Origin of the sequence: Pseudomonas sp. VI4.1, assembly GCF_002029345.1 — a bacterium.
Lineage (GTDB): Bacteria > Pseudomonadota > Gammaproteobacteria > Pseudomonadales > Pseudomonadaceae > Aquipseudomonas.
Genome location: NZ_MULM01000179.1, coordinates 121,833 through 146,701, shown reverse-complemented (window position 1 = coordinate 146,701; position 24,869 = coordinate 121,833). Strand labels below are relative to the sequence as shown.

Genomic DNA, 24,869 nt, shown 5'->3' with positions numbered 1-24,869 from the left:
CCTGTAGGAGTGGCTTGCAGCGAAGGCGGCGTAACAGTCAACATAGATGTTGAATGTGATGGCCTCTTCGCTGGCAAGCCAGCTCCTACAGGGGGATTGTGTTTCTGTCCCAAAGAAAGCGGCGCCTACGCAGGGCAATCCCGCCATTTTCCGTTTTTTTCATATCCTGTCTGGATAATTCAGGGGTTTGCGGAATCTGCGCTGATCCCAATTATGCTATTACCCTTTGTCTGAATTTTCGGAACGTTTTCCTTGATGCCATCCCAACCGCTGCCCACGCTCAAACCTGCCCGCCGTCCGCGCTTTTTCATGCGTTGGTATTCCTGGCTGTTACTCGTGGCAGCCGCCGCGTATGGCCTAGCATTCGCGATGCATTGGGATGACCGGGGCGTGCTCTGGGTGCTGGAACGTTTCGAAAGCCCGGCTGAGCGCCAGGAGAGCATCTGGTTGCCGGATTACCACGCGGTGATCGATGCCAAGGTGCTGCCGGGCATGGAGAAGGACGAGGCTTCGGACCTGGCCTACGACCCGCAGACCAAAACCCTGTTTTCGGTCATGGGCAATAAACCGTTCCTGGTCGAGCTGACGTTACAGGGGGATGTCCTGCGCAAAATGCCCTTGGTGGGCTGGAGCAATCCGGAAGGGGTGACCGCGATGGGCAACGGTCTGCTGGCCATTGTCGATGAGCGCGAGCACCTGCTCTCCATCGTCAAGGTCGATGCCGACACCCGCGAGCTGAACATCGCCAACTTCCCGAAATACGACCTCGGCCCTTCGAAAAACCAGAACAAGGCCTTCGAGGCAATCGCCTGGGATCCGCGCAACCAGCAATTGCTGCTGGGGGAAGAGCGCCCGCCGGCATTGTTCAGCTGGAAAAGCGATGGCAGCCAGACTCTCACGGGCGACAAGCAGAAACTCGTCAGTGATGAACTGGACATCCGCAACCTGTCGGCCCTGGCCATCGACCCGCGCACCGGTCACACCCTGGTGTTGTCCGCCGACTCTCACCTGTTGCTGGAGCTGGACGAGAAGGGCGAGCAGGTCAGTTTCATGACCCTGCTGGGCGGTTTCAACGGCTTGAAGCAGACCATTCCGCGCGCTGAAGGCGTGACCATGGACGAGGCTGGCACCCTGTACATGGTGAGCGAACCGAACCTGTTCTACCGTTTCGAAAAACAGAAATAACGCCCCGGTAGGAGCTGCCGCTGGCTGCGATCTTTTGAGCTTGATCTTAAAAGACAACGTCAAAAGATCGCAGCCTTCGGCAGCTCCTACGCCGATTCAATACAGATGTTGTGGTGCAAGGCCACTGGCCATTAAGCTTCAATTCAGACTGCCGTGATATTTCATCAGCCTGTCTTGAACCCGAGCCCACTTGAATGCGCCGACTTGCCCGTCCCAAACCCCTGATTCTCATGTTCCTGGCGATTGCGCTGATCGTGCTGGTTGCGTTCGGCCAATACCTGCGCCTGTTCGAGCGCGCCTGGTTCAACCTGTACACGCTTTGGCAACCGGAAAGTGCGCAATCCATCGGCCTGGATCGTTATCAGGTCACGCTCGAGGCACGCGTCATCGAAGGCCTGGACGACGATGTGTCCGCGCTGACGTTCGATCCGGTACGCAAGAGCCTGTTCACGGTCACCAACAAAAACTCCGAACTGATTGAATTGTCCCTGGACGGCCGGATCATCCGGCGCGTGGCGCTGGTCGGCTTCGGCGATCCGGAGGCGGTGGAGTTCATCAGTGCCGACACTTACGTGATCACCGACGAGCGTACGCAGCGACTGATCAAGATTCACCTGGAAAAGGACACGACCTTTCTCGACGCGCAAGATGCCGAACAGATCTCCCTGGGCGTGCACATGAGCAGCAACAAGGGTTTTGAGGGGTTGGCCTATGACTCGGTGGGCAAGCGCCTGTTCGTGGCCAAGGAGCGCGACCCGATGCTGATCTACGAAGTGCAGGGCTTCCCGCATTACAACCCGGAAAAATCCTATGCGGTACACGTGGTCAACAACCCCAAGCGCGATGCCGGGATGTTCGTGCGGGACCTGTCGAGCCTGCAGTACGACGAGCGCAGCGGACACTTGCTGGCGTTGTCCGACGAGTCGCGGCTGATTCTGGAACTGGACGTGGATGGGCGACCGCTGAGCACCATGTCATTGAGCAAGGGGCGCCAGGGGTTGCAAAAAACGGTGCCGCAAGCGGAAGGGATTGCGATGGATGACGACGGCACGATGTACCTGGTGAGCGAGCCGAACCTGTTCTACGTCTTCAAGAAACCAAAACCCTGAAGCTCAAACACGCCCCCTGTAGGAGCTGGCTTGCCAGCGAAGAGGCCATCACATTCAACATCATTGTTGGCGGTGACACCGCTTTCGCCCTTGTAGGAGCTGGCTTGCCAGCGAAGAGGCCATCACATTCAACATCACTGTTGGCGGTGACACCGCTTTCGCCCTTGTAGGAGCTGGCTTGCCAGCGAAGAGGCCATCACATTCAACATCGATGTTGAATGTCACGCCGCCTTCGCTGGCAAGCCAGCTCCTACAGGGGGTTTGCGTACGGCTTACCTGGCGCGCAGGGTTTTGACGCCTTCGCTGGTACCCAGCAGCAACAGATCCGCCGGACGTGCCGCGAACAACCCATTGGTGACCACGCCAACGATGGCGTTGATCTGCGTCTCCAGCTCCACCGGGTTGGTGATCTGCATGTTGAACACGTCGAGGATGATATTGCCGTTATCGGTCAACACACCTTCACGGTAAACCGGGTCGCCGCCCAGCTTCACCAGCTCGCGGGCCACGTGGCTGCGGGCCATCGGGATCACTTCCACCGGCAGCGGGAACGCGCCGAGCACCGGCACCAGCTTGCTGGCGTCGGCAATGCAGATGAAGGTCTTGGCCACGGCCGCGACGATCTTCTCGCGGGTCAGGGCTGCACCGCCGCCCTTGATCAGGTTCAGGTGCTCATCGCTTTCATCGGCGCCGTCGACGTAGAACTCCAGGTCGCTGACCGTGTTCAATTCATACACCGGAATGCCATGGCCCTTGAGGCGCGCGGCAGTGGCTTCGGAGCTGGCGACCGCGCCGTCGAACGCGCCTTTGTGCCGGGCCAGGGCGTCGATGAAGCAGTTGGCGGTGGAGCCGGTGCCGACCCCGACAATGCTCTTGTCGTCGAGTTTCGGGAGGATGAAGTCGACGGCGGCCTGAGCCACTGCCTGTTTGAGTTGATCCTGGGTCATGCGGGCTCCGAGGTGCCGAAGGGGAACGAAAGGCCGGCATTATAGGCTTCGGGGCGGGGAAGGTCATTGCCCGATTGGCAGCTCGAATGCGCATACCTGCACCCCCGACAACTGCAGGAGCGAGCTTGCTCGCGATGCTCGTGAACGATAACGCGTAAAACCGGATACCCAGCGGCGCCCCTGGGTTTTTCGCGAGCAAGCTTCGCTCCTGCAGGTACCGAGTACTTCCGGTGCCTTAAAAACCACCTGTTTAGTGTGGTCGTCCGCCCGAAAGCCGGGTTAGACTCCTTGACCCTGCCCAACCCGCTCAGTGATGCTTTCCGATGCTCGAACAGTACGTCAAGAAGATCCTCACCTCGCGCGTTTATGACGTTGCCGTAGAAACCCCTTTGCAGACTGCCCGCCAGCTTTCCGAGCGGCTGGGCAACGATATCTGGCTCAAGCGCGAAGACTTGCAGCCGGTGTTCTCGTTCAAGATTCGCGGCGCTTATAACAAGCTCACCCAGCTTTCCGATGAGGAACGCGCCCGCGGCGTCGTGACCGCTTCGGCGGGCAACCACGCGCAAGGCCTGGCCCTGGCGGCCAAGGTGCTGGGTGTGAAAGCCACGATCGTCATGCCCAAGACCACGCCGGAAATCAAAGTCGAAGGCGTGCGCTCCCGTGGCGGCAAAGTCGTGCTGCACGGCGATTCGTTCCCGGAAGCCCTGGCTTACTCGCTGAAACTGGTCGATGAAAAAGGCTACGTCTACATTCACCCCTATGACGATCCCCATACCATTGCCGGGCAGGGCACGGTGGCGATGGAGATTCTGCGTCAGCACCCGGGGCGCCTGGATGCGATTTTCGTTCCGGTAGGCGGGGGCGGGCTGATTGCCGGGATCGCCGCGTATGTGAAATACCTGCGTCCTGAAATCAAGATCATTGGCGTCGAACCCGACGATTCCAACTGCCTGCAAGCCGCCATGGCCGCCGGCGAGCGGGTGGTGCTGCCGACCGTGGGCCTTTTCGCCGACGGCGTTGCGGTGGCGCAGATCGGCCAGCACACCTTCGATATCTGCAAGGACCATGTCGATGCGGTGATCACCGTCAGCACCGACGAGATCTGCGCGGCGATCAAGGATATCTACGACGATACCCGCTCGATCACTGAACCTGCCGGCGCCTTGGGCGTCGCCGGGATCAAGAAGTACGTCGAGCAACATGGCATCACCGGGCATACGTTCGTCGCCATCGACTCCGGGGCCAACGTCAACTTTGACCGCCTGCGCCACGTAGCCGAACGTGCCGAGCTGGGCGAGGGCCGCGAGGCCATCATCGCCGTGACCATCCCCGAGAAGCCGGGCAGTTTCAAGGCGTTCTGCGAAGCCATCGGCAAACGCCAGATCACCGAGTTCAACTACCGCTACAACACCGGCAGCGAAGCCCATATCTTCGTCGGCGTGCAGACGCACCCGGAAAACGATCCGCGCAGCGCGCTGCTTGCCAGCCTGACCGAGCAGGGTTTCCCGGTAATCGACCTGACCGACAACGAACTGGCCAAGTTGCATATCCGCCATATGGTCGGCGGGCGTGCGGCGCATGTCGTCGATGAATTGGTGCTGCGCTTTGAATTCCCGGAGCGGCCCGGTGCGCTGTTCAACTTCCTCAACAAGCTCGGCGGGCGCTGGAACATCTCGATGTTCCACTACCGCAACCACGGAGCGGCCGATGGCCGTGTGGTCGCCGGGCTGCAAGTACCCCATGACGAACGTCACCTGGTGCCGGCGGCACTGGAAGAAATCGGCTACCCATACTGGGATGAAAGCGACAATCCGGCCTATCAGCTGTTTCTCGGCTGAGGGGCTACGCTGATGGCCAGCCTACAAGGAATCGAGCAATGGAAACGTTAACCGCCCTGAAAGTGGCGCACATCGTGGCAACGGTGCTGCTGTTGATCAGCGCACTGGGGCTGGCGGTCTGGGTCTGGCGTGCGCGGGGCAACGGTGATGCGACGGCCCACACTCGCACGTTGCAGCGGCCGGGGGTGTTTATCTGGGTGTTGATGGGGCTGGCATTGCTGAGCATGCCGTTCACCGGGTGGTGGATGGTGCATCTGGTGGGCTGGCCGCTGGGGCAGACCTGGTTGCTGGCTTCGAGTGTGCTTTACACCGTGGCGGCGCTGGGTTGGTTCTGGGTGGTGGTGCGGCTTAACAAGGTGCGCAAGGGGGCGGGAGGCAGCGGCAAGTTCACCTTCGCCCTGGCACTGTTCAGCTTCGTCTGTTTTATCGCCATTGCGGGGTTGATGGGCGCCAAGCCAGTGTAGGCGCGAGCTTGCTCGCGAAAAACTCAAGGTCGCCGCGGGGAGTCAGTTGCCCCGCGTTATCGTTAACGACCATCGCTGGCAAGCCAGCTCCTACATGTGATGCGTCGTGCCGAAATTTGGTGTTCAACGCAAAACCCTGTAGGAGCTGGCTTGCCAGCGAAGGCGTCATCAGCCGCGCAGACTCATTACCGGCCACCCACGCTTCTCGGCCTCAGCACGCAAATTCGGGTCCGGATCGACAGCGATCGGATTCGCCACCTGCTCCAGCAACGACAAATCATTCATCGAGTCGCTGTAGAAGTAACTGTCCTCCAGCGAATGCCCTGTCTCTTCCAGCCAGCGATTCAGCCGCGTCACCTTGCCTTCACGGAAGCACGGGACGTCGGTGCTGCGCCCGGTGTAACGGCCATCAACCATTTCACATTCCGTGGCGATCAAGGTGTCGACACCGAGTCGCTGGGCAATCGGCCCGGTGACGAAGCGGTTGGTGGCGGTGATGATCACCAGTTTGTCGCCGGCATCGCGGTGCTTTGCCAACAGTTCGATGGCCTTGGGCAACACGATCGGTTCGATGCAATCGCGCATGTAATCCAGGTGCCATTCGTCAAGCGTGGCCATCTCCGTGCGACCGAGGACTTCGAGGCAAAAGTTCAGGTACGCATCGTTGTCCAGCTTGCCGGCCAGGTAATCCTGATAAAACTCGTCGTTGCGTGCCTTGTAGGCGACGGCGTCGAGGAAGCCGCGCTCGCACAGGTAATCGCCCCAGGCGTGGTCACTGTCACCGCCCAGAAGCGTGTTGTCCAAGTCGAATAAAGCCAGGCGCATTGCAGTTACTCGCTGAAAAGTCTGTAGAAAGGCGTCCAGAATACGTACTTTTCACAAGAGTGCACATAAGGTAGGCCGGCTCGTTGCTGCTTTCACAACCTTTGTGGAACAATGCGGCGACATGCGTTTGCGAGGTTGTTGCCGTGATCGACCCCGATGGTTTTCGCCCCAATGTCGGGATCATTCTCACGAATGATGCCGGCCAGGTGCTATGGGCTCGCCGTATCAATCAGGATGCCTGGCAGTTTCCGCAGGGGGGAATCAACCCCCAAGAGACCCCGGAAGACGCCTTGTACCGCGAGTTGAACGAAGAAGTGGGCCTGGAACGCGAAGATGTTGAAATACTCGCCTGCACTCGGGGCTGGTTGCGCTATCGTTTGCCGCAACGTCTGGTCAGGACGCACAGCCAGCCGCTGTGCATCGGCCAGAAACAGAAATGGTTTCTCCTGCGCCTGATCTCCAACGAGCAGCGGGTGCGGATGGATTTGACCGGTAAACCGGAATTCGATGGCTGGCGCTGGGTCAGTTATTGGTATCCGTTGGGCCAGGTGGTGACATTCAAGCGCGAGGTGTATCGACGCGCTCTCAAAGAGCTTGCCCCGCGCCTTTTAACGCGCGACTGACGACGGAGTTCGACCCCGAGCCATGCTCAATACGCTGCGCAAGATCGTCCAGGAAGTTAACTCCGCCAAGGATCTCAAGGCGGCGTTGGGGATTATTGTGTTGCGCGTCAAAGAGGCCATGGGCAGCCAGGTCTGTTCGGTCTATCTGCTCGACCCCGAGACCAACCGCTTCGTGCTGATGGCCACCGAGGGCTTGAACAAGCGCTCGATCGGCAAAGTCAGCATGGCGCCCAACGAAGGTCTGGTCGGTCTGGTCGGCACGCGTGAAGAACCCCTGAACCTGGAAAACGCCGCGGATCACCCGCGCTATCGCTACTTCGCCGAGACCGGTGAAGAGCGCTTTGCCTCGTTCCTCGGGGCGCCGATCATTCACCACCGCCGCGTCGTCGGCGTGTTGGTCATCCAGCAAAAGGAACGCCGCCAGTTCGATGAGGGGGAAGAAGCCTTCCTCGTCACCATGAGCGCGCAGCTCGCCGGCGTTATCGCCCACGCCGAGGCTACCGGTTCGATCCGTGGCCTGGGGCGTCAGGGCAAGGGCATCCAGGAAGCAAAGTTCGTCGGTGTGCCGGGTTCGCCGGGTGCGGCGGTCGGTACCGCGGTGGTCATGTTGCCGCCAGCCGATCTGGATGTAGTGCCCGACAAGACCATCACTGACATCACCGCCGAACTCGGGCTGTTCAAGACCGCCATCGAAGGCGTGCGCGCCGACATGCGCGCCTTGTCGGCCAAGCTCGCGAACCAGTTGCGCCCGGAAGAGCGCGCGCTGTTCGACGTCTACCTGATGATGCTCGACGATGCCTCGCTCGGCAGCGAAATTACCACCGTGATCAAGACCGGCCAGTGGGCCCAGGGCGCGTTGCGCCAAGTGGTCACCGAGCACGTCAACCGCTTCGAATTGATGGACGACGCCTACCTGCGTGAACGTGCCTCCGACGTCAAGGACCTCGGTCGGCGCTTGCTGGCTTACCTGCAGGAAGAACGTCAGCAGACCCTGGTCTACCCCGACAACAGCATTCTGATCAGCGAAGAACTGACGCCGGCGATGCTCGGCGAGGTGCCGGAAGGCAAGCTGGTCGGCCTGGTCTCGGTACTCGGTTCCGGCAACTCCCACGTGGCGATCCTCGCGCGCGCCATGGGCATCCCGACGGTGATGGGCCTGGTCGACCTGCCGTATTCCAAGGTCGACGGCATCCAGATGATCGTCGACGGCTATCACGGCGAGGTCTACACCAACCCCAGCGAACTGCTGCGCAAGCAGTTCGCCGAAGTGGTCGAGGAAGAGAAGCAACTGGCCCTCGGGCTGGATGCGCTGCGGGATTTGCCGTGCATCACCCTTGACGGCCACCGCATGCCGCTGTGGGTCAACACCGGCCTGCTGGCGGACGTGGCCCGGGCGCAGAAGCGTGGCGCTGAAGGTGTCGGTCTGTACCGCACCGAAGTGCCGTTCATGATCAACCAGCGTTTTCCCAGCGAAAAAGAGCAACTGGCGATCTATCGCGAGCAACTCGCCGCGTTTCACCCGCAGCCGGTGACCATGCGCAGCCTGGACATCGGTGGCGACAAGTCGCTGTCGTACTTCCCGATCAAGGAAGACAACCCGTTCCTCGGCTGGCGTGGCATTCGCGTCACCCTCGATCACCCGGAAATCTTCCTGGTCCAGACCCGCGCGATGCTCAAGGCCAGCGAAGGCCTGAACAACCTGCGGATTCTGCTGCCGATGATCTCCGGCATCCACGAGCTGGAAGAAGCCCTGCACCTGATCCACCGGGCCTGGGGTGAAGTGCGTGATGAAGGCTGCGATGTGCCGATGCCACCGATCGGCGTGATGATCGAAATTCCGGCAGCGGTTTATCAGACCAAGGAACTGGCGCGGCAAGTGGACTTCCTGTCAGTCGGCTCCAACGACCTGACCCAGTACCTGCTGGCCGTGGACCGCAACAACCCGCGAGTGGCCGACCTCTACGACTACCTGCACCCGGCAGTACTGCAAGCGCTGCAGAACGTGGTGCGCGATGCCCATGCCGAAGGCAAGCCGGTGAGCATCTGCGGTGAAATGGCCGGTGATCCGGCAGCGGCGGTGCTGTTGATGGCGATGGGTTTCGACAGCCTGTCGATGAACGCCACCAACCTGCCGAAAGTGAAATGGATGCTGCGTCAGATCAACCTGAGCAAGGCCAAGGAATTGCTGGCGGAGTTGATGACCATCGACAACCCGCAAGTGATCCACAGCTCGCTGCAGCTGGCGTTGAAGAACCTTGGGTTGGCGCGGATGATCAATCCGGCTTCGGCCAAAACCCTCTAAACCTGTACTGGCCCCTTCGCGAGCAAGCCCGCTCCCACACTAGATCTCCAGCGCACACAGGCTTTGTGTACTACGCAGATCCAATGTGGGAGCGGGCTTGCTCGCGAAGGCGTCAGTCCCGGCGACGCCAATCTAAACCCTGATCTCCACTTCCCCCAAATGCCCGCCATACGGCCCGAAACTCCGCTCGACCATATGCCGCGTCCCATCCGCATGCACGATCAACGCCGTGCTCGCCCGCGTCCCGTAAGTCGGGCTGGCAATGAACACACTCGACAGCAACGCCTCGGTGGCCAACCCCACCCCGGTATCCGGCAAATCGGCAAACGGAGCCGGTTGCGCATTGTTCAACAACGCCAACAGCGCCTCAGGCTGCGGATCGTCCAGCACCTGGCTCAATGCTGCGCGCGCCTTGAGCAACTTCGGCCACGGCGTATCCAGGCCGGCGTTCGACAAGCCATAAACTCCCGCTGGCAGCATCACCGCCTCAGCAGCCCGGGCATTGAAGTGCCACAGCTCGTTGGCGTTGCCGATCAGCAAGTTAAATCCGGCATATTCGAGGGAACGTGCAACAACGTCGCTCAAATAGTCATCAATGGGCATTTCCCCGGCGAGAAATCGCGCTACCAGTTCACCCCTCGATTTTCGCGCGGGCGGTTGATGCGGATTGCGAATATTGGTCAGCGCAGCGAAGCGTCCATCGGCACCGACACCCAGCCAGGTGCCGCCGGCCTCCAGATCGCGACCGGCATAAACTTGCGGCGATTCCGGCCATTGCGCCAGCGGCAGGCTGGGGCGGGCGTAGAATTCGTCACGGTTGGCGGCGACGATCAGCGGCTGCGCGTGGCCGGGCTGCCAGGCAAAGACAATCAGGCACATAAGGAGGTCCTTGGGGTTTTTTTGCCCACTCTACGCAGTCATCGTGCGGGTATCCATCGCCATCCAGTGGAGCTTGAGGCCATGCATCCGTTACCATGCCGCTCCTATTTTTGGGAAGCGGGCGGGGACGGCCATGGAATTTCTACTGTACCTGGCGCTGGGCGCCTGTGCAGGCGTGCTGGCCGGGCTGTTCGGGGTGGGGGGCGGAATCATCATCGTCCCGGTACTGGTGTTCAGTTTCACCTTGCAGGGCTTCGATGCATCAATTCTGACCCACTTGGCGGTCGGCACTTCGCTGGCGACGATCATCTTTACCTCGATCAATGCCATCCGCGAGCATCATCGCCGGGGCGCCGTGCGCTGGCCGATTTTTGCCTGGATGACCGTCGGTATCCTCATCGGCGCCGGCTTCGGTGCGCTGACCGCCGAAGCGATCTCCGGGCCGAACCTGCAGAAAATCATCGGCGTATTTGCGCTGATCATCGCGGTTCAGCTGGCATTGGATGTCAAGCCGAAAGCCAGCCGCACGGTGCCGGGCAAGGTCGGTCTGACCGTGGCCGGCAGTGTGATTGGCTGGGCTTCGGCGATTTTCGGGATTGGCGGCGGCTCGTTGACCGTGCCGTTCCTGACCTGGCGCAGCGTGCCGATGCAGCAAGCGGTGGCGACATCTTCCGCCTGCGGGCTGCCGATCGCGTTGGCCAGTGCATTAAGTTTCATGATTCTGGGGTGGCACGATCCGTTGTTGCCGGCCCATAGTCTCGGTTTTATTTATTTGCCGGCGTTGCTGGGGATTGCCCTGACCAGCATGGTGTTCGCCCGCCTCGGTGCTCGACTGGCCCATAGCCTGTCGCCGCGCTTGCTGAAAAGACTGTTCGCCGCTTTGCTGTTTTGCGTAGGCCTGAGTTTCCTGCTCTGACCCGCGCCGCAATGCTGGCTTAATCCTGGCGTGACAGCGTCCCCGGGAATTTTGAAGGTTTCAACTCTAACGAGGAGTCGCAATGCTGCCTTACCCGCAGATCGACCCGGTGGCCCTGGCCATCGGTCCGCTGAAAATCCACTGGTACGGCCTGATGTACCTGATCGGCATCGGCGGCGCGTGGTGGCTGGCGTCCCGCCGGCTGAACCGCTTCGACCCGACCTGGAGCAAGGAGAAGCTCTCCGACATGGTGTTCTGGATGTCGATGGGCGTCATTGTCGGCGGCCGCCTGGGTTATGTGCTGTTCTACGATCTGAACGCATACCTGGCCAACCCGACGCTGATCTTCGAGGTGTGGAAAGGCGGCATGTCGTTCCACGGCGGCTTCATCGGCGTGATGCTGGCGGCGTTGTGGTTCGGTAAAAAGAACGGCAAGTCGTTCTTCCAGCTGATGGACTTCGTCGCACCGATGGTGCCGATCGGCCTGGGTGCCGGGCGTATCGGCAACTTCATCAATGCCGAGTTGTGGGGCAAGGCGACCGACGTGCCGTGGGCAATGGTCTTTCCGACCGACCCGGCGCAACTGGCGCGCCACCCGTCGCAGCTGTATCAGTTCGCGCTCGAAGGCGTGGCGCTGTTCGCGATCCTCTGGCTGTTCTCGCGCAAGCCGCGGCCGACCATGGCGGTGTCCGGGATGTTCGCGCTGTTCTATGGCATTTTCCGCTTCATCGTCGAATTCGTTCGGGTTCCGGACGCGCAGCTGGGCTATCTGGCCTGGAACTGGCTGACCATGGGCCAGGTACTGTGCATACCGATGATTGTCGGCGGCCTGTTCCTGATCTGGCTGGCCTATCATCGCGCGCCGGCGGCCCCCGCGGCCGCTGTATAAATTCGAACCCCGGGGTGACGACCCCGGGTTCAAGGACACAGGTAACTCATGAAGCAATATCTCGATCTGGTCGCCCACGTCATCAAGAACGGCACCAAACAGGCCAACCGTACCGGCGTGAACACCATCAGTTTTCCCGGTGCGATGCTGCGTTATGACCTGAAAGAAGGTTTCCCGGCGATCACTACCCGCAAGATGGCCTTCAAATCGGCCATTGGCGAGATGTGCGGTTTTCTGCGCGGGGTGAACAACGCCGCCGAATTTCGAGCCCTGGGCTGCAAGGTCTGGGACCAGAACGCCAACGAAAACGCCCAGTGGCTGGCTAACCCGTTCCGCCAGGGCGAAGACGACCTCGGCGAGATCTATGGCGTGCAATGGCGAAAATGGCCGGCGTACAAGCAGATCCCGGTCAGCAACCAGGCCGCTATCGAGCAGACCCTGAGCCAAGGCTATCGCCAGATCGCCGAAGGCGAAGAAGAGGGCCAGGCGTACGTGGTGCTGTACAAGGCGATCGACCAGATCCGCCAATGCGTCGACACCATCATCAAGGACCCGGGCAGCCGCCGCATCCTGTTCCACGGCTGGAACGTCGCCCAGCTCGATGAGATGGCCCTGCCGCCGTGCCATTTGCTGTATCAGTTCCATCCGAATGTCGAGACCAGAGAGATCTCCCTGACCCTCTACATTCGCTCGAACGACCTGGGCCTTTTATCGGACGTAGGAAAAAGAGCACAGTACGCGCTCCTGGCCTAAAAAATTTGTCTTTCATGCGACTTCATCTTGACCTTGACAAGCTGCACATTCTGCATAGGATGGGCGGCCTTCAAAAAGGGGTAGTCGGTGAAGGTTATAGTCAGAGAGAAGCAGATGCTCGACCTGGGTGGGTCGATGCTCAACGAGGATGGGCCTACAGTGGCAGACCAGGTGTCTGTGACGGGAGTGGGGCTGTTCGATTCAGAAGAGAGGCTAGTCCCGCTTGTAAGCGAGTACCTGACCTTCGCAGTACGCAGTGCCAACCTTGCGGCCCTGTCAGCCGAGACGTACGGGCGAAACATTGGTTACCTTCTCGAGCACATGAAAGGCACGCCTACTTTCAAAAGCTCGTCCTATGACGAAATACTTCTTGCCGTAAGTAAGCACAACATTCAGCGCTACTATTCCCACTTGCGCGAAGTTGATAGTTTGACCTCAACAACTATCCGTAACAGGGATGCTTGTTATATGGCCCTGTTCAACGATTTCTTGTGTGTTGCAGGTAAACAACGAACTGCTGTGCGGGAGGACAATCCTTATGCCGGTGGATTTCTTTCGCCGCCTCCGAAGAAAGATTTGGTATATCCCTGTTCCATGCTGGAGCTCAAAGCGCTTATTGAGTATGCCAGTAGCGAGAGGGAACGTTGCCTAATCCAAACTATCTTTGATGTGGGCTTGCGTCGAAGTGAAGTTGGTAGGGTCACCCTAGGGGCCGTGAATAAGGCTTTGGGGTTCGCTCAAGCTAATTTTGTTCCAGATGACGCACTTGATTGGGTGCATCCTGATTATTGCCCGCTGTATATTGATGGAAGCAAGGGGCGTGGTAAGGAGTTCAAACCGCGATACTCAATCGTGAGTCGAGCGGTGCTCGAGCGTATTAAGCGTTATCACGCTTCTCCTTTATTCAAGAAGCACGCTCGCCGTTACGAAAGTGCGGATGTAACTCCCTGCTTCTTCAATTCAGAGGGACAACCTTTCAATCCTGACGCTATTAGCAAACTGCTTGAGCGACTTTCTAAGCGTGCCGTTAAGAGCAAGCGACTTGAGCGTATGGTCTCGCCACATAAGCTTCGTCATGGCCATGCGTATGCGATTTTGACTAGCCCAGACTTTGGCGATAACTACCTCGACAAACTTCTAATGGCGCAGAAATCCCTCGGCCACGAAGACGCATCCACGACAGGAATTTATACCAGGTTGCCACAGGATATCTTTCATCTGGTTTGCCCGAACACGGGAGAAGTTTCGACCAAGGCAAAAAGCATGGCGGATCTTGCTGCGCAGACGACATTGAAAATCAGGTTGGGAGATAAGAAATGAATATTTCAGTACGTGCAGTTGAAAGTGGCAAGATCATCAGGTGGCTTAGAGAGCTGGAAGAAAATCCACTTCGATACTACGAAGTAGAACTCAGTGATAACGCCAGTGGGAAGTACGCGCCACTCATGCTGAGTGAGGATTATATCGCCGGCAAGGATCTCGACCCATCAATCGAGATGTTCGAGCTTGCAGAGCAAAAACTCATTCTCAACATGCTCATTGATGGCGTTATTCACCAGGGAGAAACTGCTGCTGGGTGTAACTGGCGTTTGAAGCTGTTGGGCTGGTACAAATCGCTCTCCCCAGAAGAGAAGCTCGCGTTGCCCATTTACGGTAACAAACTTAGTCTCACGAAAGCAGTTGAACCGATTGTGGGGCTTGAGTCGATCAAGTACGGCTACAGTAGGTATGAAAGTGTTAGGCTTGCCTACGAGGAGATCAATCTGGATCTTCAGTCTTTGGGCTTAGCCTCTGCGGACTATATGACCGTTAAGGAACGAATTGAGTCCCAGGAAGAGTTTATTCCACAGGAGAGTTCTTTTGTGGATTTTAAACGCCTCAAGATGCTTGATTTCGCCACCTTGGACGACCTCGAGAAATCATCTGAAGATAGGCCATTCAACGATCTAAAACATGCGTTTTCGACTGCTTCGCTGGGTACTGCCAGCGACTCAGGTGCAAGCAATTACAATGAGGGGTTCAAATGGTTCACTAAGTTCCTTGTTGGGCGTGGTTTCAGCGGAATGGAGCCGCTGACTGAGTTTCTTGATTCATTTGTCCTTCCTCTGTTCCGCTCGTACCTTGAACGGCACATTGTTGCGGGTGACATTTCTCCAATCGCCGCCAACACCTTAATTAGCGCTGCCCGGAAAACCTTGACGACCATCAAAAATATCAAGGGTTACACTGGATCAGATTTCATCAACTGCCAAGGATTCGATGCTGATCGCGTTACTGATCAGTACCGTCCCTACTCGAGCGCCGAGCGCATTTGCATCTCTGCGAGTGTGGACGAGGACATCCTTCACTACAACACCCTTGCGCAGCCTTACCAGTTGACAGGTATCGGTGAAGACCCTATCGATGAAAAGGGTAATCTCAAGCCAGGTTGCAATAACCTTGACAATGCTCGCTGGATTTTTGAGAACAAACTCGGTTGCTCGCATGTTGGTCACGATCAAAAGGACAGCCAGGATCTTCACACCAGAGCCTTTCTACGTATCGTGAAACGTTCGGGCACCGGCCTTCGAGAAGTTGTTGAAGGCTGGGGAGTTCACTATATGATCGACTCTAATGTCATTACTCCATATGCCATCAAGCTAGCCCAAATTACCGGGCTGAACGCTGATTCTATTAAGCTTCTTGATGTGGACGACTATGAGCCTAAACATCCGCTCACCGGTCGTCCATGTTTGAGGTACTGGAAAGAGCGCTCTGAGGGCGGCAAGTTGATGCACCTTGATATATTTCAAGCTGACATCACTTGGCTTACCACTTCTCAATCGAAAGCTATTTCCCAAATCTTTGAAGATATCAAAGCTTTGACGTCCCCAATGCGCGACTCTGCGCCTGAAGCCGTACGCGATAAGCTGTTCATTTGGCAATCCAGTGCGCCCACGAGTTTTATGGAGATCAAGTCCTTCGCGACCGGCAAGCAATCGGCCTTGTGGGTCGCTTTTGCGGCGTATGCGAAACGCAAAGCCCTTTTGGATAGTGCTGGTCAACCGTTGAGTCTTTCACCTTCTCGTTTGCGCCCCAGCTTCATCAGCGAGCTTGTAGAGCGGGACGTGCCGATCCGCGAGATTCAGCTGATTATGGGTCATAAGCACATTGAGACCACCCTGGCCTATCTGGATCGTATGGACTTCAACCACATCGCACGCTCCAAACTGGATGTGGCGCTCAGGGAGCTCCATGAGTCGGCAGCCGAGGCGTTTGATCAGGGCCCGAACAATGATGCTGAGGCCAACCTGATCGACGTCGTGAATCTCGATGGGCCTCAGGTTGTTTTCAAAACCCCGCTGGCGAGCTGTCGTAATATTTTCAACCCGCCAGAGTTCATCAAAAAACTGAGTACCTATGTACCTGGTAGCCCATGTGCGCTGTACAACATGTGCCTGGGATGTGAGAACGTTTTGCTCACTGCGTCTAATTTGCCGGAGCTGTTCGCAATGGAGCGGGACTACCTCAAGCTTATGGAGGTCTCTCGCATCATGGACACACCCTATGGGCGCGTAGTGCGCGAGAACCTTGGTCTGCTGGACGGCATTCTCAACAAAAATTCTGACTTCACTCCCAAAGAGTTGGCTGAAGGTCGTCGCCTTTCGGAGTTTGTGGATACGACTGTGCTGGTTGATGGGGTGGGAATGTGATGATGGAGCAGGTGGATTTCTCAACCCTTCTGACTTTTTCAAAGTTTCGCTCGAGCCTGTCCTTGCTACAGGGCGCGGCTTTTGCTCTTGAAGCAGGGGGTGAGCAGCAGGAAGCCTTGGCTTTTCTGTCCTACCTCAATGCTTTGCACGTATCAGAGCTCTCTGCATTCCTGGATGGGGTGTGGGACTTCAATGCAGATTATCCAAACGCCTCGCGCTATATTCGTGGAGCTAAACTTCGCATCGATTTCACGAAGTACCCCAACATTCCAGAACTGGCGATTCTTGAGCTTAAAGCCGCATTCATCATCATTCTCAAGGCGCTGAGTGGGATTCCAGCGGATGGAGAATCCACCAGCGTGAGCAAGAAACCGCTGAAACCTAACTCGTTGATCAATGACTATGAGTGCGGGCTTCGGTTTTTGGATAAGGTGTACTCCGTCGCTGCTATTGAGCTTGGAAAGGAGCACGTTGATCGTGAGCTGATCTCAATTCAATGCCTGCCTGCGCATCTCTATGCCACAGCTGCTGAAGATTTTGATTACGTATACGATGGCAACACAGAGAAGCTTTTCAAACTACTAAAGTCAGGCTATCTGCAAGCGAACGTGTTCGGTGCAACCCTGCCATTCGTGGACTTTACCAAGTTGAAGTGGAAAGTCCTTGGTGGTAAATATCGCCCTGCAAAGGATGCTGAAAAAAAGTCCCAGGTATTACCAAACACCGTCTTCGAAATTTCATCTCAAATGGCCTCGCTGTCCATTGTCGATTTTTTGGATGCTATGGATGAGGACGTGATGGATGCCGCGAGCCTCAAACGCCGCAACGCCAAAGAATATTTTCCTGCGCAAAAGAATGGGTTGAACCCGCTGAAATTTAACCTATATGTCTATAATCGGTTGGTGAGTAAGGGCTTCTCGAAGGAGGAAGCTTCTAGGTTGTTGGACAGTGATGTCATGGGTTCAAGCAATCTGTTCTCGATGAATGCTAACTATGCGGTTAGGCAGTATGCAAAAATCACCGGCTCGCCATTTAGTGATGAATTCAGGTTGTATATGAATTTCGTCAACTATTCGTGCCTCTACATTATTGGTCAGTACACAGGGATGCGTCCGTCTGAATATGCAGAGCTACTTGCTAGTTCTAGCCTTCGATTTGATGGTCGCTACTGGGTTTTGGCGAGTAATGTGAGTAAACATCAAGACAATCTTGTTGAGTTGTTTGATGATTTTTGGCTCGCTATCCCCATTGTTCGTGATGCTGTTCGGGTGTGTCAGTTGATCAGCAAATACAAGAACAATGATTACATCTTTTCGAATGTGGATACGGTCGCGTTTGGGGAGCAAGGAAAGCCGTTCTCTTCCGGAGCCACGAAGCTTACGCTGGAGAAGTTCTTCGAGCGTATCTTGCCGCCTGAGACTTTTGAAGAGCTGGACTTCAACGCCTACATGATGCGCCATACCTTGGCGTACCAGTTGTATCGCGCTGACCTGGGTCTGCCGTTTATCTCTCACCAGCTTAAGCACTTCGGTGAGATCGTGGGTGTGGGGCATTCTGATCGTGGGTTCAGCAAGACCACTCTGCTCTATGGCGAGATTGCGGACAGGATAGCCAAGGGTGGTGGTGCCAGGAAGGCAAAAGGGAGGTCGCTTCGTCAGGATGCGGAGCTTGAGAGCATTCACCATCGCTTCGATCCTGACGGCAGCTACGCAGGTGTGAACGCTGAAGCTCACAAAGAGGGCCTCAGGAAGGTTTTTCAGGGATACATGGCCTCTGGATACACCAAGGATGACATTTTTGAGGCTATGCTCGACCAGCACATTGCGGTTATCAACGTAGGCTCTGGCTTCTGTTATGGTGGCGGTGTGGATGAGTTCGACAGCTCCCTGCCTTGCATTGGCGGGCTTCGTTGTAACCCTAACCGTTGCCAGAATGCCATCGTCAGCAAGGCTAACGCGCCGGCTTGGCGAGACGTGTATTACCAGAACAAGGCGATGCTTGGGAATCCGGCGTACGCACACGCCCATGCGCAGAACAAAGCTGCTATGGAGGAAGCGTACGGCGTCCTTCAACTGCTGGAAGAGGAGCTCTGAGATGGCTGATCCACGTGCATTCGATGAGAAGAATAAAGATGACTTTGATCAGTACACAGAGTTGTTGGCCCAGGCGCTTCTTAATATCGCAGCGGACGACTCTTTGAAGGCGACTGTTGCTGAGCTTAGCCGCATGACTGGTATGCATCGCAATACTATCCGAATGCGTGTTTGGCCTTTGGAGCGCCTTGAGATTGTCAAGGAAAATCGCCGAGTCGAAGTTTTGCGCAAGCAGGTTTCGAACAAGAAGCCACTTGATCCTCTTGTAGTGCTGACTGAGAAGTTGGAAGCTGCTCGGATTGAAGTTCTCCACTGGTTTACCGAGTCTAAGATAGCTCGCGACGATGCTCAGACTAACGAGCAGAAGTATAAAGATATGATTGGTTCAAGAGATACCTATAAGAGCCTTTTGGCAGATGCCAACAAACGGCTCTTGGAGTCTCATAAAGAAATTGATAAACTTAAGCAGGTTATCAGTATCCTGGAAGCTGCCCAGGCGGAGGAAAAAGCGTGAAAAGCTATCTAGAATTACTGACAGATGTTCTTGAAAATGGTGCGGTCAAAGGTGATCGAACTGGCACTGGTACAGTAAGCGTATTTGGTAGGCAGTTCCGCCACGACCTATCAAAAGGCTTTCCTTTGCTCACAACAAAGAAGCTGCATTTTAAAAGCATTGTTAACGAGCTTATTTGGTTTCTTGGTGGCGATACCAATGTCAAATGGCTCAACGAGAATGGCGTTAAGATCTGGAATGAGTGGGCCACTGAAGAAGGTGATCTCGGGCCTGTGTACGGTAAGCAATGGACTGCCTGGCCAACCAAAGATGGCGGCACAATCAACCAAATTGACTACGTCGTTAACGCCCTGAAGACCAATCCTAATAGTCGGCGCATCCTGTTCCATGGATGGAACGTAGAATACCTGCCGGACGAAAAGGTGAGCCCGAAGGAAAATGCCAGACAAGGCAAGATGGCCCTGCCGCCGTGCCATCTTCTGTACCAGTTCTATGTGGTTAATAATAAGCTGTCCGCGCACCTATTCATTCGGTCGTCCGATAGCTTCTTGGGTCTCCCATACAACACGGCATCCTTGGCGTGCCTGACGCACATGCTCGCCCAGCAATGTGATCTCGACGTTGGTGAGATCGTGATTTCGCTCAGCGATGTCCACATCTACTCCAACCACATGGAGCAGGTGAAGACTCAAATTGCTCGTGAGCCACGTCAGTTGCCTGAGCTGAAGCTGCTTCGCAAGCCTGCATCCATTTACGACTACAAGTTCGAAGACTTCGAGGTAGTGGGCTACGACCCGCACCCGCATATCTCAGCACCTGTATCGATTTGATCCCCAGCAGCATCGAGTGATAAGACCGGCCTCAGGGCCGGTTTTTCCTTTTCTGCGCATGGAGAAATCCGGTGCGACATCCAAGCCCTGATCATATTCTCTGGGGGCTGCCGTATGATTGCAGCAACTACAGCCACCACCTCACCTGGGGATAATGCCTTGAAGCTCCTCACAAGCCTCTGGAACCTCATCAGCCCCGACCGCCGACCCGACAGGGAGAAAGTGCGAGAGCGTGACTTCACTGCTGCTGTGAACTCCCTAAAGACCCTTTCGACGACCGACCGGGGTGGCATGTCCATTGATCCCGAAGAGGTTCGCGAGCAGATAACTTCATCACGTGAGCAGCTCAGGCATCTCGTTCACAAGCCAGGAGCCCCAAGCAGGCCGTTGAAGGTAATGAGGAACATTCAGGTGGAACAGGAAGCGACTCTCTCCGTAGAGGCTCCAATAGATGCACAGGACTGTATTGAGGTGGTGGCTTGGCGTCGGCTGCCCAGCGGCGATTCCGTGCGCTATTTAGGTCTCCAGTGTACGAGCACGGGGCGATTCGCTGTCGCGACAGCCAGCCTGTTCTCAGGTGGTACAGAGAGTCTTCCGCCTTGGGTCGACGGCAATACAAATAGGCTGGTTGCTAGTGCCTTACAGAGCGCTGAGCTCCACTGGTACGTGACTGTAAGTGAGGCGATGGATGCCTGGGATGCGGCGCTCTGATGATCCTACAAGACAGAGAGGTTCGTCCGGCTCGTCTGCTTCCGCTTGAGCACTACGACGATTACGGTGACATACCGCCAGAGGGGATGGATCTAGAGGAAGTGGAGCTCATCTGGTGGACAGTCGCGTCTCGGATGAGCAAAAAAGAACTCCGAAAAAGGCTGAAAGAGGTCGCAGATAACTATCGTGATACAGGTTGCTTCCGGTATGCGGCAGTTTCAGATGTTCAAGGGCGCGGTCGTTACCCTCGGGGCGTCATCAACGTTCTTAGGCAGGTGCTGAAGCCGCGCGGATTAATGCCCCAAGACACGGCTGATGACGTGCTTTATGTCCAGACTGAAATCTGGCATCTGTGCATCTCCAACGCGCTTGAATGGTGCCCCCCGAATGCTCTCACTAGGAAGCTTCGCGGCGTGAGGGTTGAGGCCGATCTGGGGTTATAGGTGGCGTGGAGTGCTACCTAATTTACCGGACGCCTGCCTGAGGGAAGGGGCGATAGAGTTGTGTCCAGGAGTTCGATTCACTGGCACCAAGGCCCCCATGTCGGCGGGTTATCGATAATATCAATGGACGTACTGAGCTCGTCCTGTATGCGTTCGAAAACCCTGTCGAGTCTCGGATGGGCTTTCGACTCCCTCAGTGTCTTCACAAGCTGCAACAGCTCCCGGCCCTGAGCTAAGGGCATCTGCACGTCGCAATACACTGTGTCGTCATCGTCCGTCATTCCCATCGAATTCTCCCCTTAGCCTGGTCGTTTCGCCTCGTAGCCCACCGTGTGGAGGTTAGTGCGTGCCCCTCCGGGGAAAGGCTGTCGTGAACCGAGTCTGCGTCTCGGCCCTTCGGGCTTCCATCCTGCACGTCCGCGCGCTCCGCTTGCCCAGCCCGTAGCGCTTTCTACTCACAACCCAAGGTCTAGCTCCAGTCGCAGCCCTTTGACTGGAGCAGGAATGAGCTCCACAGGCAGTGCTTGAATTAAACTATCTGCGAGGTAGCGCCTGTAGCAGCTCCAAATAGCGACCTTGTATGGAAGCTCATCAAAAGCCGGCCAGCCAACTTTTGCGAATGCTTGTGCTGCGCTCAGAGCTTCAATCGCATCAGCGCCGACCCACTCTAGGCGCAGGTATTCAAGGGAGCTGAGGCGAGGTTTGGGGCCATGTTTCTCGAGTAGCTCAGTGATGAGATTCTCTAATCCAGAGCGACCAAAGAACCTACAGGCTGCTTGCCATACCAAGCCCTCATCGGGGACTGTAAGACGGCTTAACTGCTTATGCATACTCGATTCCATCAGTCGATCCAGCCCGTCCTAATTGCGTCCAACCTGCACGGCTCGGTGCTTTTGCAGATGCTGCATCTCACGCTCCCATTCAACCAGAAATTTATCCCAGTCTGAGGCGTATGGCCCATCAAACAACCTGGTCGAACCGACACTTGCTTGATTGAAGCGCTCCCTCCATGGCTGCGGGATAGTCTGCTCCAGGATGATGTCGATTCCGGAGCTGTGGCGCATCACCGAGACAGAGTTACGAACCTCAATGAGGTCGAGTGGCTTATCGCTACAGGGGGTGTCGTTTGGCTCTTGGTCGTCGAGATCATCGAGGATGGCAAGGAGGTCGGATGCTCTGGGATCACCAGGACGGAGGCATGCAAGGGCCCACAGAGCCCTTCGCCTAGCGCCCTCAAGCTGACAGAGTTCATCGTGGGTCATTTCAGCCGCATCCTTGTTGATTTGATATCGGGCAGTAGCTATGGCGTGCCGCCTGCGGCGGAAGGCTGGCGAGAACTGAGCCACGGCTGCGCCGCGTCTCAGCCCGTTGGGCGCTCATCCTGTACGCCTGCGCGCTCCGCTTGCCTGATACTCGCATGGAAAGGAAATTCTGGCGCCGCGAGTCCGAAGCCGGGGCAGGTGTAACCGTCCTCTACGTACAGGATTATTATTTATGGAGCTTACTGAAGCGACTCGATAGCACTGCAGCTTCGGTAGTTTCCCAAGCTTCAGGATCAGACGTAGCGTTGAACATCACCAATGCCCTCCACAGGAAAAAGGCGGCAACCAAGCTCGACTCAATTACTGCAAATACCGTAGTGGTATACATATAATCTGAATTTTCTCCGAAGAAAAACAGCACTGGAAATATCGAAGCTATCCAGCCGGCGACGAAAGTTAAGCAAAATGCGATGGCCGCAGTGACCATCAGAAAAAGCGGGACTTGATATCTATACTGGGTTGCAAATGATTTCTCGCCGTTTTGCTTCGCTAGGCCGTACAAGATGCCTGTGTTTTTTTCTTTGTCATTGTTTCTTTTAAACAAGCCATACAGTGTCACACTCTCGCCGACCTCTAACTCTTCGTAAAGCTTGTTCGACACTTGCAAATTCGGGATAACTGCACCGTCAATGCTGACTTTAGCTTTATGTCCGCCGTTCATTCGATCAACAGATCGAACGTAGTCAACTTTTCCTGAAACTTTCACGCAATCGAACTTCATCACTCACTATCCCTGCCTTCGCTTAAAAAAGTGGATCTGGTTCTTGCCAAGACGTCGCTCAGTGACGATTGCAGGCGGGCTTACGCGGGCCATAAACGTCGGACTTGATGAGCGCGTCTCCCATCGAGACGTCCCTGGCCGTGTCTTAGGTGCTGCTCTCATGACCAATCCATCACCAATCCATCACCAATCCATCACCAATCCAAACATCCCGCCGCTATGATCAAACGACCGCTTGGCAAACCGTATGTCACGATAATATCACTATGGTCTGTTTATCGAAACACGCTTGCCGTGGCTCTATCCTCAGTTTTGAGGATCCGACTCATGCATCTGAAAGAAGCGCTGGCAGGAGCATTGCGTGGAGCTCGTGCTCATCAGGGGTTGAGTTACGAAGAGTTGGCGGGGGCAACGCACAGAACGTACGTGGGGAAGCTTGAGCAGGCCCGAGCGAACGCGACGTTGGAGAAACTGGACGAGATCGCTGACTATCTAGGCCTCGACCTTTTGACTATGGTCACTCTCGTCATTGCTGCGCAGGGTGACGAACTTCCATCTGAGGCTTTGCAACGTACTGCCATGCGAATCAGGGAATTCGAGATGTCTGGAGGGTGGCAGTTGGTAGAGGAGCAATTCAGTGATGGAAAGCTCATCAAGCGCTCCCAGGGAAAGCCTAAGCAGCCGCTTAATGCGGAATACATTCGAGCCTTGAAAGCGCAAGGTCTTGACCGGAAAACAATCGCTGAAAAACTCGGAATTGCACGGACTACCGTTCAGAAGTATTGGAATACATAAACCTCCAGGTTATCGCGATCCCTCTTTCTTTACGTGATGTCTTTTGTGCTCGTGGCTGCGGTGTATCCTTGGGCAAGGGTAAGCACTTGTGGTGTTGGCCATAATGTGGGGAGCAGGTTCGGATGGCTGAAATAGTGGGGATATTTAGTCGATGAAGCACGTCAGACTGATTCGCCACGGGGAAAGCGCCGCGAACGCTGGAGAAGCCAGTTCGGATCATGCGAGCATCCCGCTAACGCCAAAGGGTGTCGAACAAGCGCACTTGGTGGCCGGGGCATTCGCCCAGGCCCCGGATCTAATCGTAGCCTCACCGTTCTCTCGAGCCCAAGCAACGGCGATGGAGACGGCGACTGCTTTCTCTTCCGTACCGTTTGAAACCTGGCCCATCCACGAATTTACTTACCTTGAACCGGGGCGGTGTGCCAATACGACAGTTGCTCAGAGACGAGACTGGGTCGAGGCATATTGGGCCAGGGCAGACCCAGCGTTCAAGGATGGTGAAGGCGCCGAGTCATTCCTGGACTTTATATCTAGAGCTCAGTCTTTCTTAGATCGACTTGCAGAGCATCCTGCCCAGGACATCGCCGTATTTTCACATGGGCAACTCATCAATGCGGTGGCTTGGCTGATTGAGTGCAGGCCACAGAAGATTGACGGTCAAGCTATGGCCGAATGGCGAGAGTACGAGATCACTAACCACGTGCCTAACTGCTCTGGTTACAAGCTTACCAAGCACCCAGACGATGCCGGCTGGAGAGTAAGTCCTGGGGAGTTGCGAATTGGCGTAACTCAACGCGTAACAGGCAGATCCTACCAAGCGGTTCGCGATCCCGAGCGCCTGCTGATTGAGGAGCGGGCCCAGGCCCTATCGGCTGCAGGCTACCCGCTCAAACTAGATGATGATCCGGCTATGTACGCTGAGCAACGGCTGGAAGAGGCCAGAGCAGAAGCTCGCTCATCCCAGGTCGGTAGAGTTAGCCAAAACCCAGCGGCTGCGCTCTCCGCAAGAGAGGTATCC

The 24,869-nt window shown here is 56.3% G+C and carries 24 protein-coding genes and 1 pseudogene; 18 read left to right on the top strand and 7 right to left on the bottom strand.

Features of this window, described 5'->3' with window-relative positions:
• The 3 genes from BZ163_RS35210 to BZ163_RS28295 all read left to right on the top strand — a co-directional run.
• Nucleotides 1-234, top strand: a 234-nt coding sequence (locus BZ163_RS35210; protein WP_218190532.1) for a hypothetical protein, incomplete at its 5' end; no start/stop codon positions are given.
• Nucleotides 235-255: 21 nt separating this feature from the next.
• Nucleotides 256-1,185, top strand: coding sequence for an SdiA-regulated domain-containing protein (locus tag BZ163_RS28300; protein WP_128873654.1), 930 nt, complete (start codon nt 256-258; stop codon nt 1,183-1,185).
• 194 nt (nt 1,186-1,379) lie between these two features.
• Nucleotides 1,380-2,294: an SdiA-regulated domain-containing protein gene (locus BZ163_RS28295; RefSeq protein WP_128873653.1), complete on the top strand. Its 915-nt coding sequence runs from the start codon at nt 1,380-1,382 to the stop codon at nt 2,292-2,294.
• A 272-nt stretch (nt 2,295-2,566) separates the two neighbouring features.
• On the opposite strand, the gene rpiA is transcribed toward BZ163_RS28295, so the two are convergent.
• Nucleotides 2,567-3,241: a ribose-5-phosphate isomerase RpiA gene (rpiA, locus tag BZ163_RS28290; protein ID WP_128873652.1), complete on the bottom strand. Its 675-nt coding sequence runs from the start codon at nt 3,239-3,241 to the stop codon at nt 2,567-2,569.
• A 323-nt stretch (nt 3,242-3,564) separates the two neighbouring features.
• Here rpiA and ilvA point away from each other — a divergent pair, with 323 nt between their 5' ends.
• Nucleotides 3,565-5,079, top strand: a complete 1,515-nt coding sequence (ilvA, locus tag BZ163_RS28280; RefSeq protein ID WP_128873651.1) for a threonine ammonia-lyase, biosynthetic — start codon at nt 3,565-3,567, stop codon at nt 5,077-5,079.
• A 38-nt stretch (nt 5,080-5,117) separates the two neighbouring features.
• Nucleotides 5,118-5,543, top strand: a complete 426-nt coding sequence (locus BZ163_RS28275) for a DUF2269 domain-containing protein (protein WP_128873650.1) — start codon at nt 5,118-5,120, stop codon at nt 5,541-5,543.
• 168 nt (nt 5,544-5,711) lie between these two features.
• Here BZ163_RS28275 and BZ163_RS28270 read toward each other — a convergent pair whose 3' ends face one another.
• Nucleotides 5,712-6,368, bottom strand: a complete 657-nt coding sequence (locus BZ163_RS28270; protein ID WP_128873649.1) for an HAD family phosphatase — start codon at nt 6,366-6,368, stop codon at nt 5,712-5,714.
• A gap of 143 nt (nt 6,369-6,511) precedes the next feature.
• Here BZ163_RS28270 and BZ163_RS28265 point away from each other — a divergent pair, with 143 nt between their 5' ends.
• Nucleotides 6,512-6,991 (top strand): RNA pyrophosphohydrolase, encoded by a 480-nt coding sequence (locus BZ163_RS28265; RefSeq protein WP_007945562.1) that lies wholly within the window; start codon nt 6,512-6,514, stop codon nt 6,989-6,991.
• A gap of 22 nt (nt 6,992-7,013) precedes the next feature.
• Nucleotides 7,014-9,293: a phosphoenolpyruvate--protein phosphotransferase gene (gene ptsP / locus BZ163_RS28260; RefSeq protein ID WP_128873648.1), complete on the top strand. Its 2,280-nt coding sequence runs from the start codon at nt 7,014-7,016 to the stop codon at nt 9,291-9,293.
• 132 nt (nt 9,294-9,425) lie between these two features.
• Here the strand turns inward: ptsP and BZ163_RS28255 are convergent, their stop codons facing one another.
• Complete coding sequence (locus tag BZ163_RS28255) at nt 9,426-10,172, bottom strand: NRDE family protein (protein ID WP_128873647.1); 747 nt, start codon at nt 10,170-10,172, stop codon at nt 9,426-9,428.
• A 133-nt stretch (nt 10,173-10,305) separates the two neighbouring features.
• Between BZ163_RS28255 and BZ163_RS28250 the strand changes: the two genes are divergently transcribed.
• The 9 genes from BZ163_RS28250 (at nt 10,306) to BZ163_RS28210 (ending at nt 20,570) form a co-directional block, all read left to right on the top strand.
• Entirely contained in the window at nt 10,306-11,088 is a 783-nt protein-coding gene (locus BZ163_RS28250; protein WP_128873646.1) for a sulfite exporter TauE/SafE family protein, read from the top strand.
• 82 nt (nt 11,089-11,170) lie between these two features.
• Complete coding sequence (gene lgt, locus BZ163_RS28245) at nt 11,171-11,977, top strand: prolipoprotein diacylglyceryl transferase (protein WP_128873645.1); 807 nt, start codon at nt 11,171-11,173, stop codon at nt 11,975-11,977.
• A gap of 48 nt (nt 11,978-12,025) precedes the next feature.
• On the top strand, nt 12,026-12,730 hold the full coding sequence (thyA, locus tag BZ163_RS28240) for a thymidylate synthase (RefSeq protein ID WP_128873644.1): 705 nt from the start codon (nt 12,026-12,028) through the stop codon (nt 12,728-12,730).
• Nucleotides 12,731-12,844: 114 nt separating this feature from the next.
• Nucleotides 12,845-14,050 (top strand): tyrosine-type recombinase/integrase, encoded by a 1,206-nt coding sequence (locus BZ163_RS28235; RefSeq protein WP_128873643.1) that lies wholly within the window; start codon nt 12,845-12,847, stop codon nt 14,048-14,050.
• Nucleotides 14,047-16,422, top strand: coding sequence for a tyrosine-type recombinase/integrase (locus BZ163_RS28230; protein ID WP_128873642.1), 2,376 nt, complete (start codon nt 14,047-14,049; stop codon nt 16,420-16,422). Before BZ163_RS28235 ends, BZ163_RS28230 begins: the two co-directional genes overlap by 4 nt.
• Entirely contained in the window at nt 16,422-18,515 is a 2,094-nt protein-coding gene (locus BZ163_RS28225; RefSeq protein WP_128873641.1) for a site-specific integrase, read from the top strand. The genes BZ163_RS28230 and BZ163_RS28225 overlap by 1 nt, the downstream gene beginning before the upstream one ends.
• Nucleotide 18,516: 1 nt before the next feature.
• Nucleotides 18,517-19,029 (top strand): hypothetical protein, encoded by a 513-nt coding sequence (locus BZ163_RS28220; RefSeq protein WP_128873640.1) that lies wholly within the window; start codon nt 18,517-18,519, stop codon nt 19,027-19,029.
• Entirely contained in the window at nt 19,026-19,859 is an 834-nt protein-coding gene (locus tag BZ163_RS28215; RefSeq protein ID WP_128873639.1) for a thymidylate synthase, read from the top strand. The genes BZ163_RS28220 and BZ163_RS28215 overlap by 4 nt, the downstream gene beginning before the upstream one ends.
• A 114-nt stretch (nt 19,860-19,973) precedes the next feature.
• Nucleotides 19,974-20,570, top strand: a complete 597-nt coding sequence (locus BZ163_RS28210; protein ID WP_256579160.1) for a hypothetical protein — start codon at nt 19,974-19,976, stop codon at nt 20,568-20,570.
• A gap of 520 nt (nt 20,571-21,090) precedes the next feature.
• Here BZ163_RS28210 and BZ163_RS36105 read toward each other — a convergent pair.
• The 4 genes from BZ163_RS36105 to BZ163_RS28190 form a co-directional block, all read right to left on the bottom strand.
• Nucleotides 21,091-21,300: a hypothetical protein gene (locus BZ163_RS36105; RefSeq protein ID WP_128873638.1), complete on the bottom strand. Its 210-nt coding sequence runs from the start codon at nt 21,298-21,300 to the stop codon at nt 21,091-21,093.
• 168 nt (nt 21,301-21,468) lie between these two features.
• Nucleotides 21,469-21,843, bottom strand: a complete 375-nt coding sequence (locus BZ163_RS28200; protein ID WP_128873637.1) for a hypothetical protein — start codon at nt 21,841-21,843, stop codon at nt 21,469-21,471.
• Between the two features lie 30 nt (nt 21,844-21,873).
• Nucleotides 21,874-22,275, bottom strand: coding sequence for a hypothetical protein (locus tag BZ163_RS28195; protein WP_128873636.1), 402 nt, complete (start codon nt 22,273-22,275; stop codon nt 21,874-21,876).
• Between the two features lie 226 nt (nt 22,276-22,501).
• A complete protein-coding gene (locus tag BZ163_RS28190) occupies nt 22,502-23,056 on the bottom strand; it encodes a hypothetical protein (protein WP_256579162.1) in 555 nt (184 codons plus the stop codon).
• Between the two features lie 327 nt (nt 23,057-23,383).
• On the opposite strand from BZ163_RS28190, the gene BZ163_RS28185 reads away from it, so the two are divergent.
• The gene (locus tag BZ163_RS28185) at nt 23,384-23,851 is read left to right on the top strand and encodes a helix-turn-helix domain-containing protein (RefSeq protein ID WP_128873634.1); all 468 of its coding nucleotides are present in this window, start codon (nt 23,384-23,386) and stop codon (nt 23,849-23,851) included.
• A gap of 151 nt (nt 23,852-24,002) precedes the next feature.
• Nucleotides 24,003-24,611: pseudogene (locus BZ163_RS36100) on the top strand (histidine phosphatase family protein); the annotation flags it as partial.
• Between the last annotated feature and the right edge of the window lie 258 nt (nt 24,612-24,869).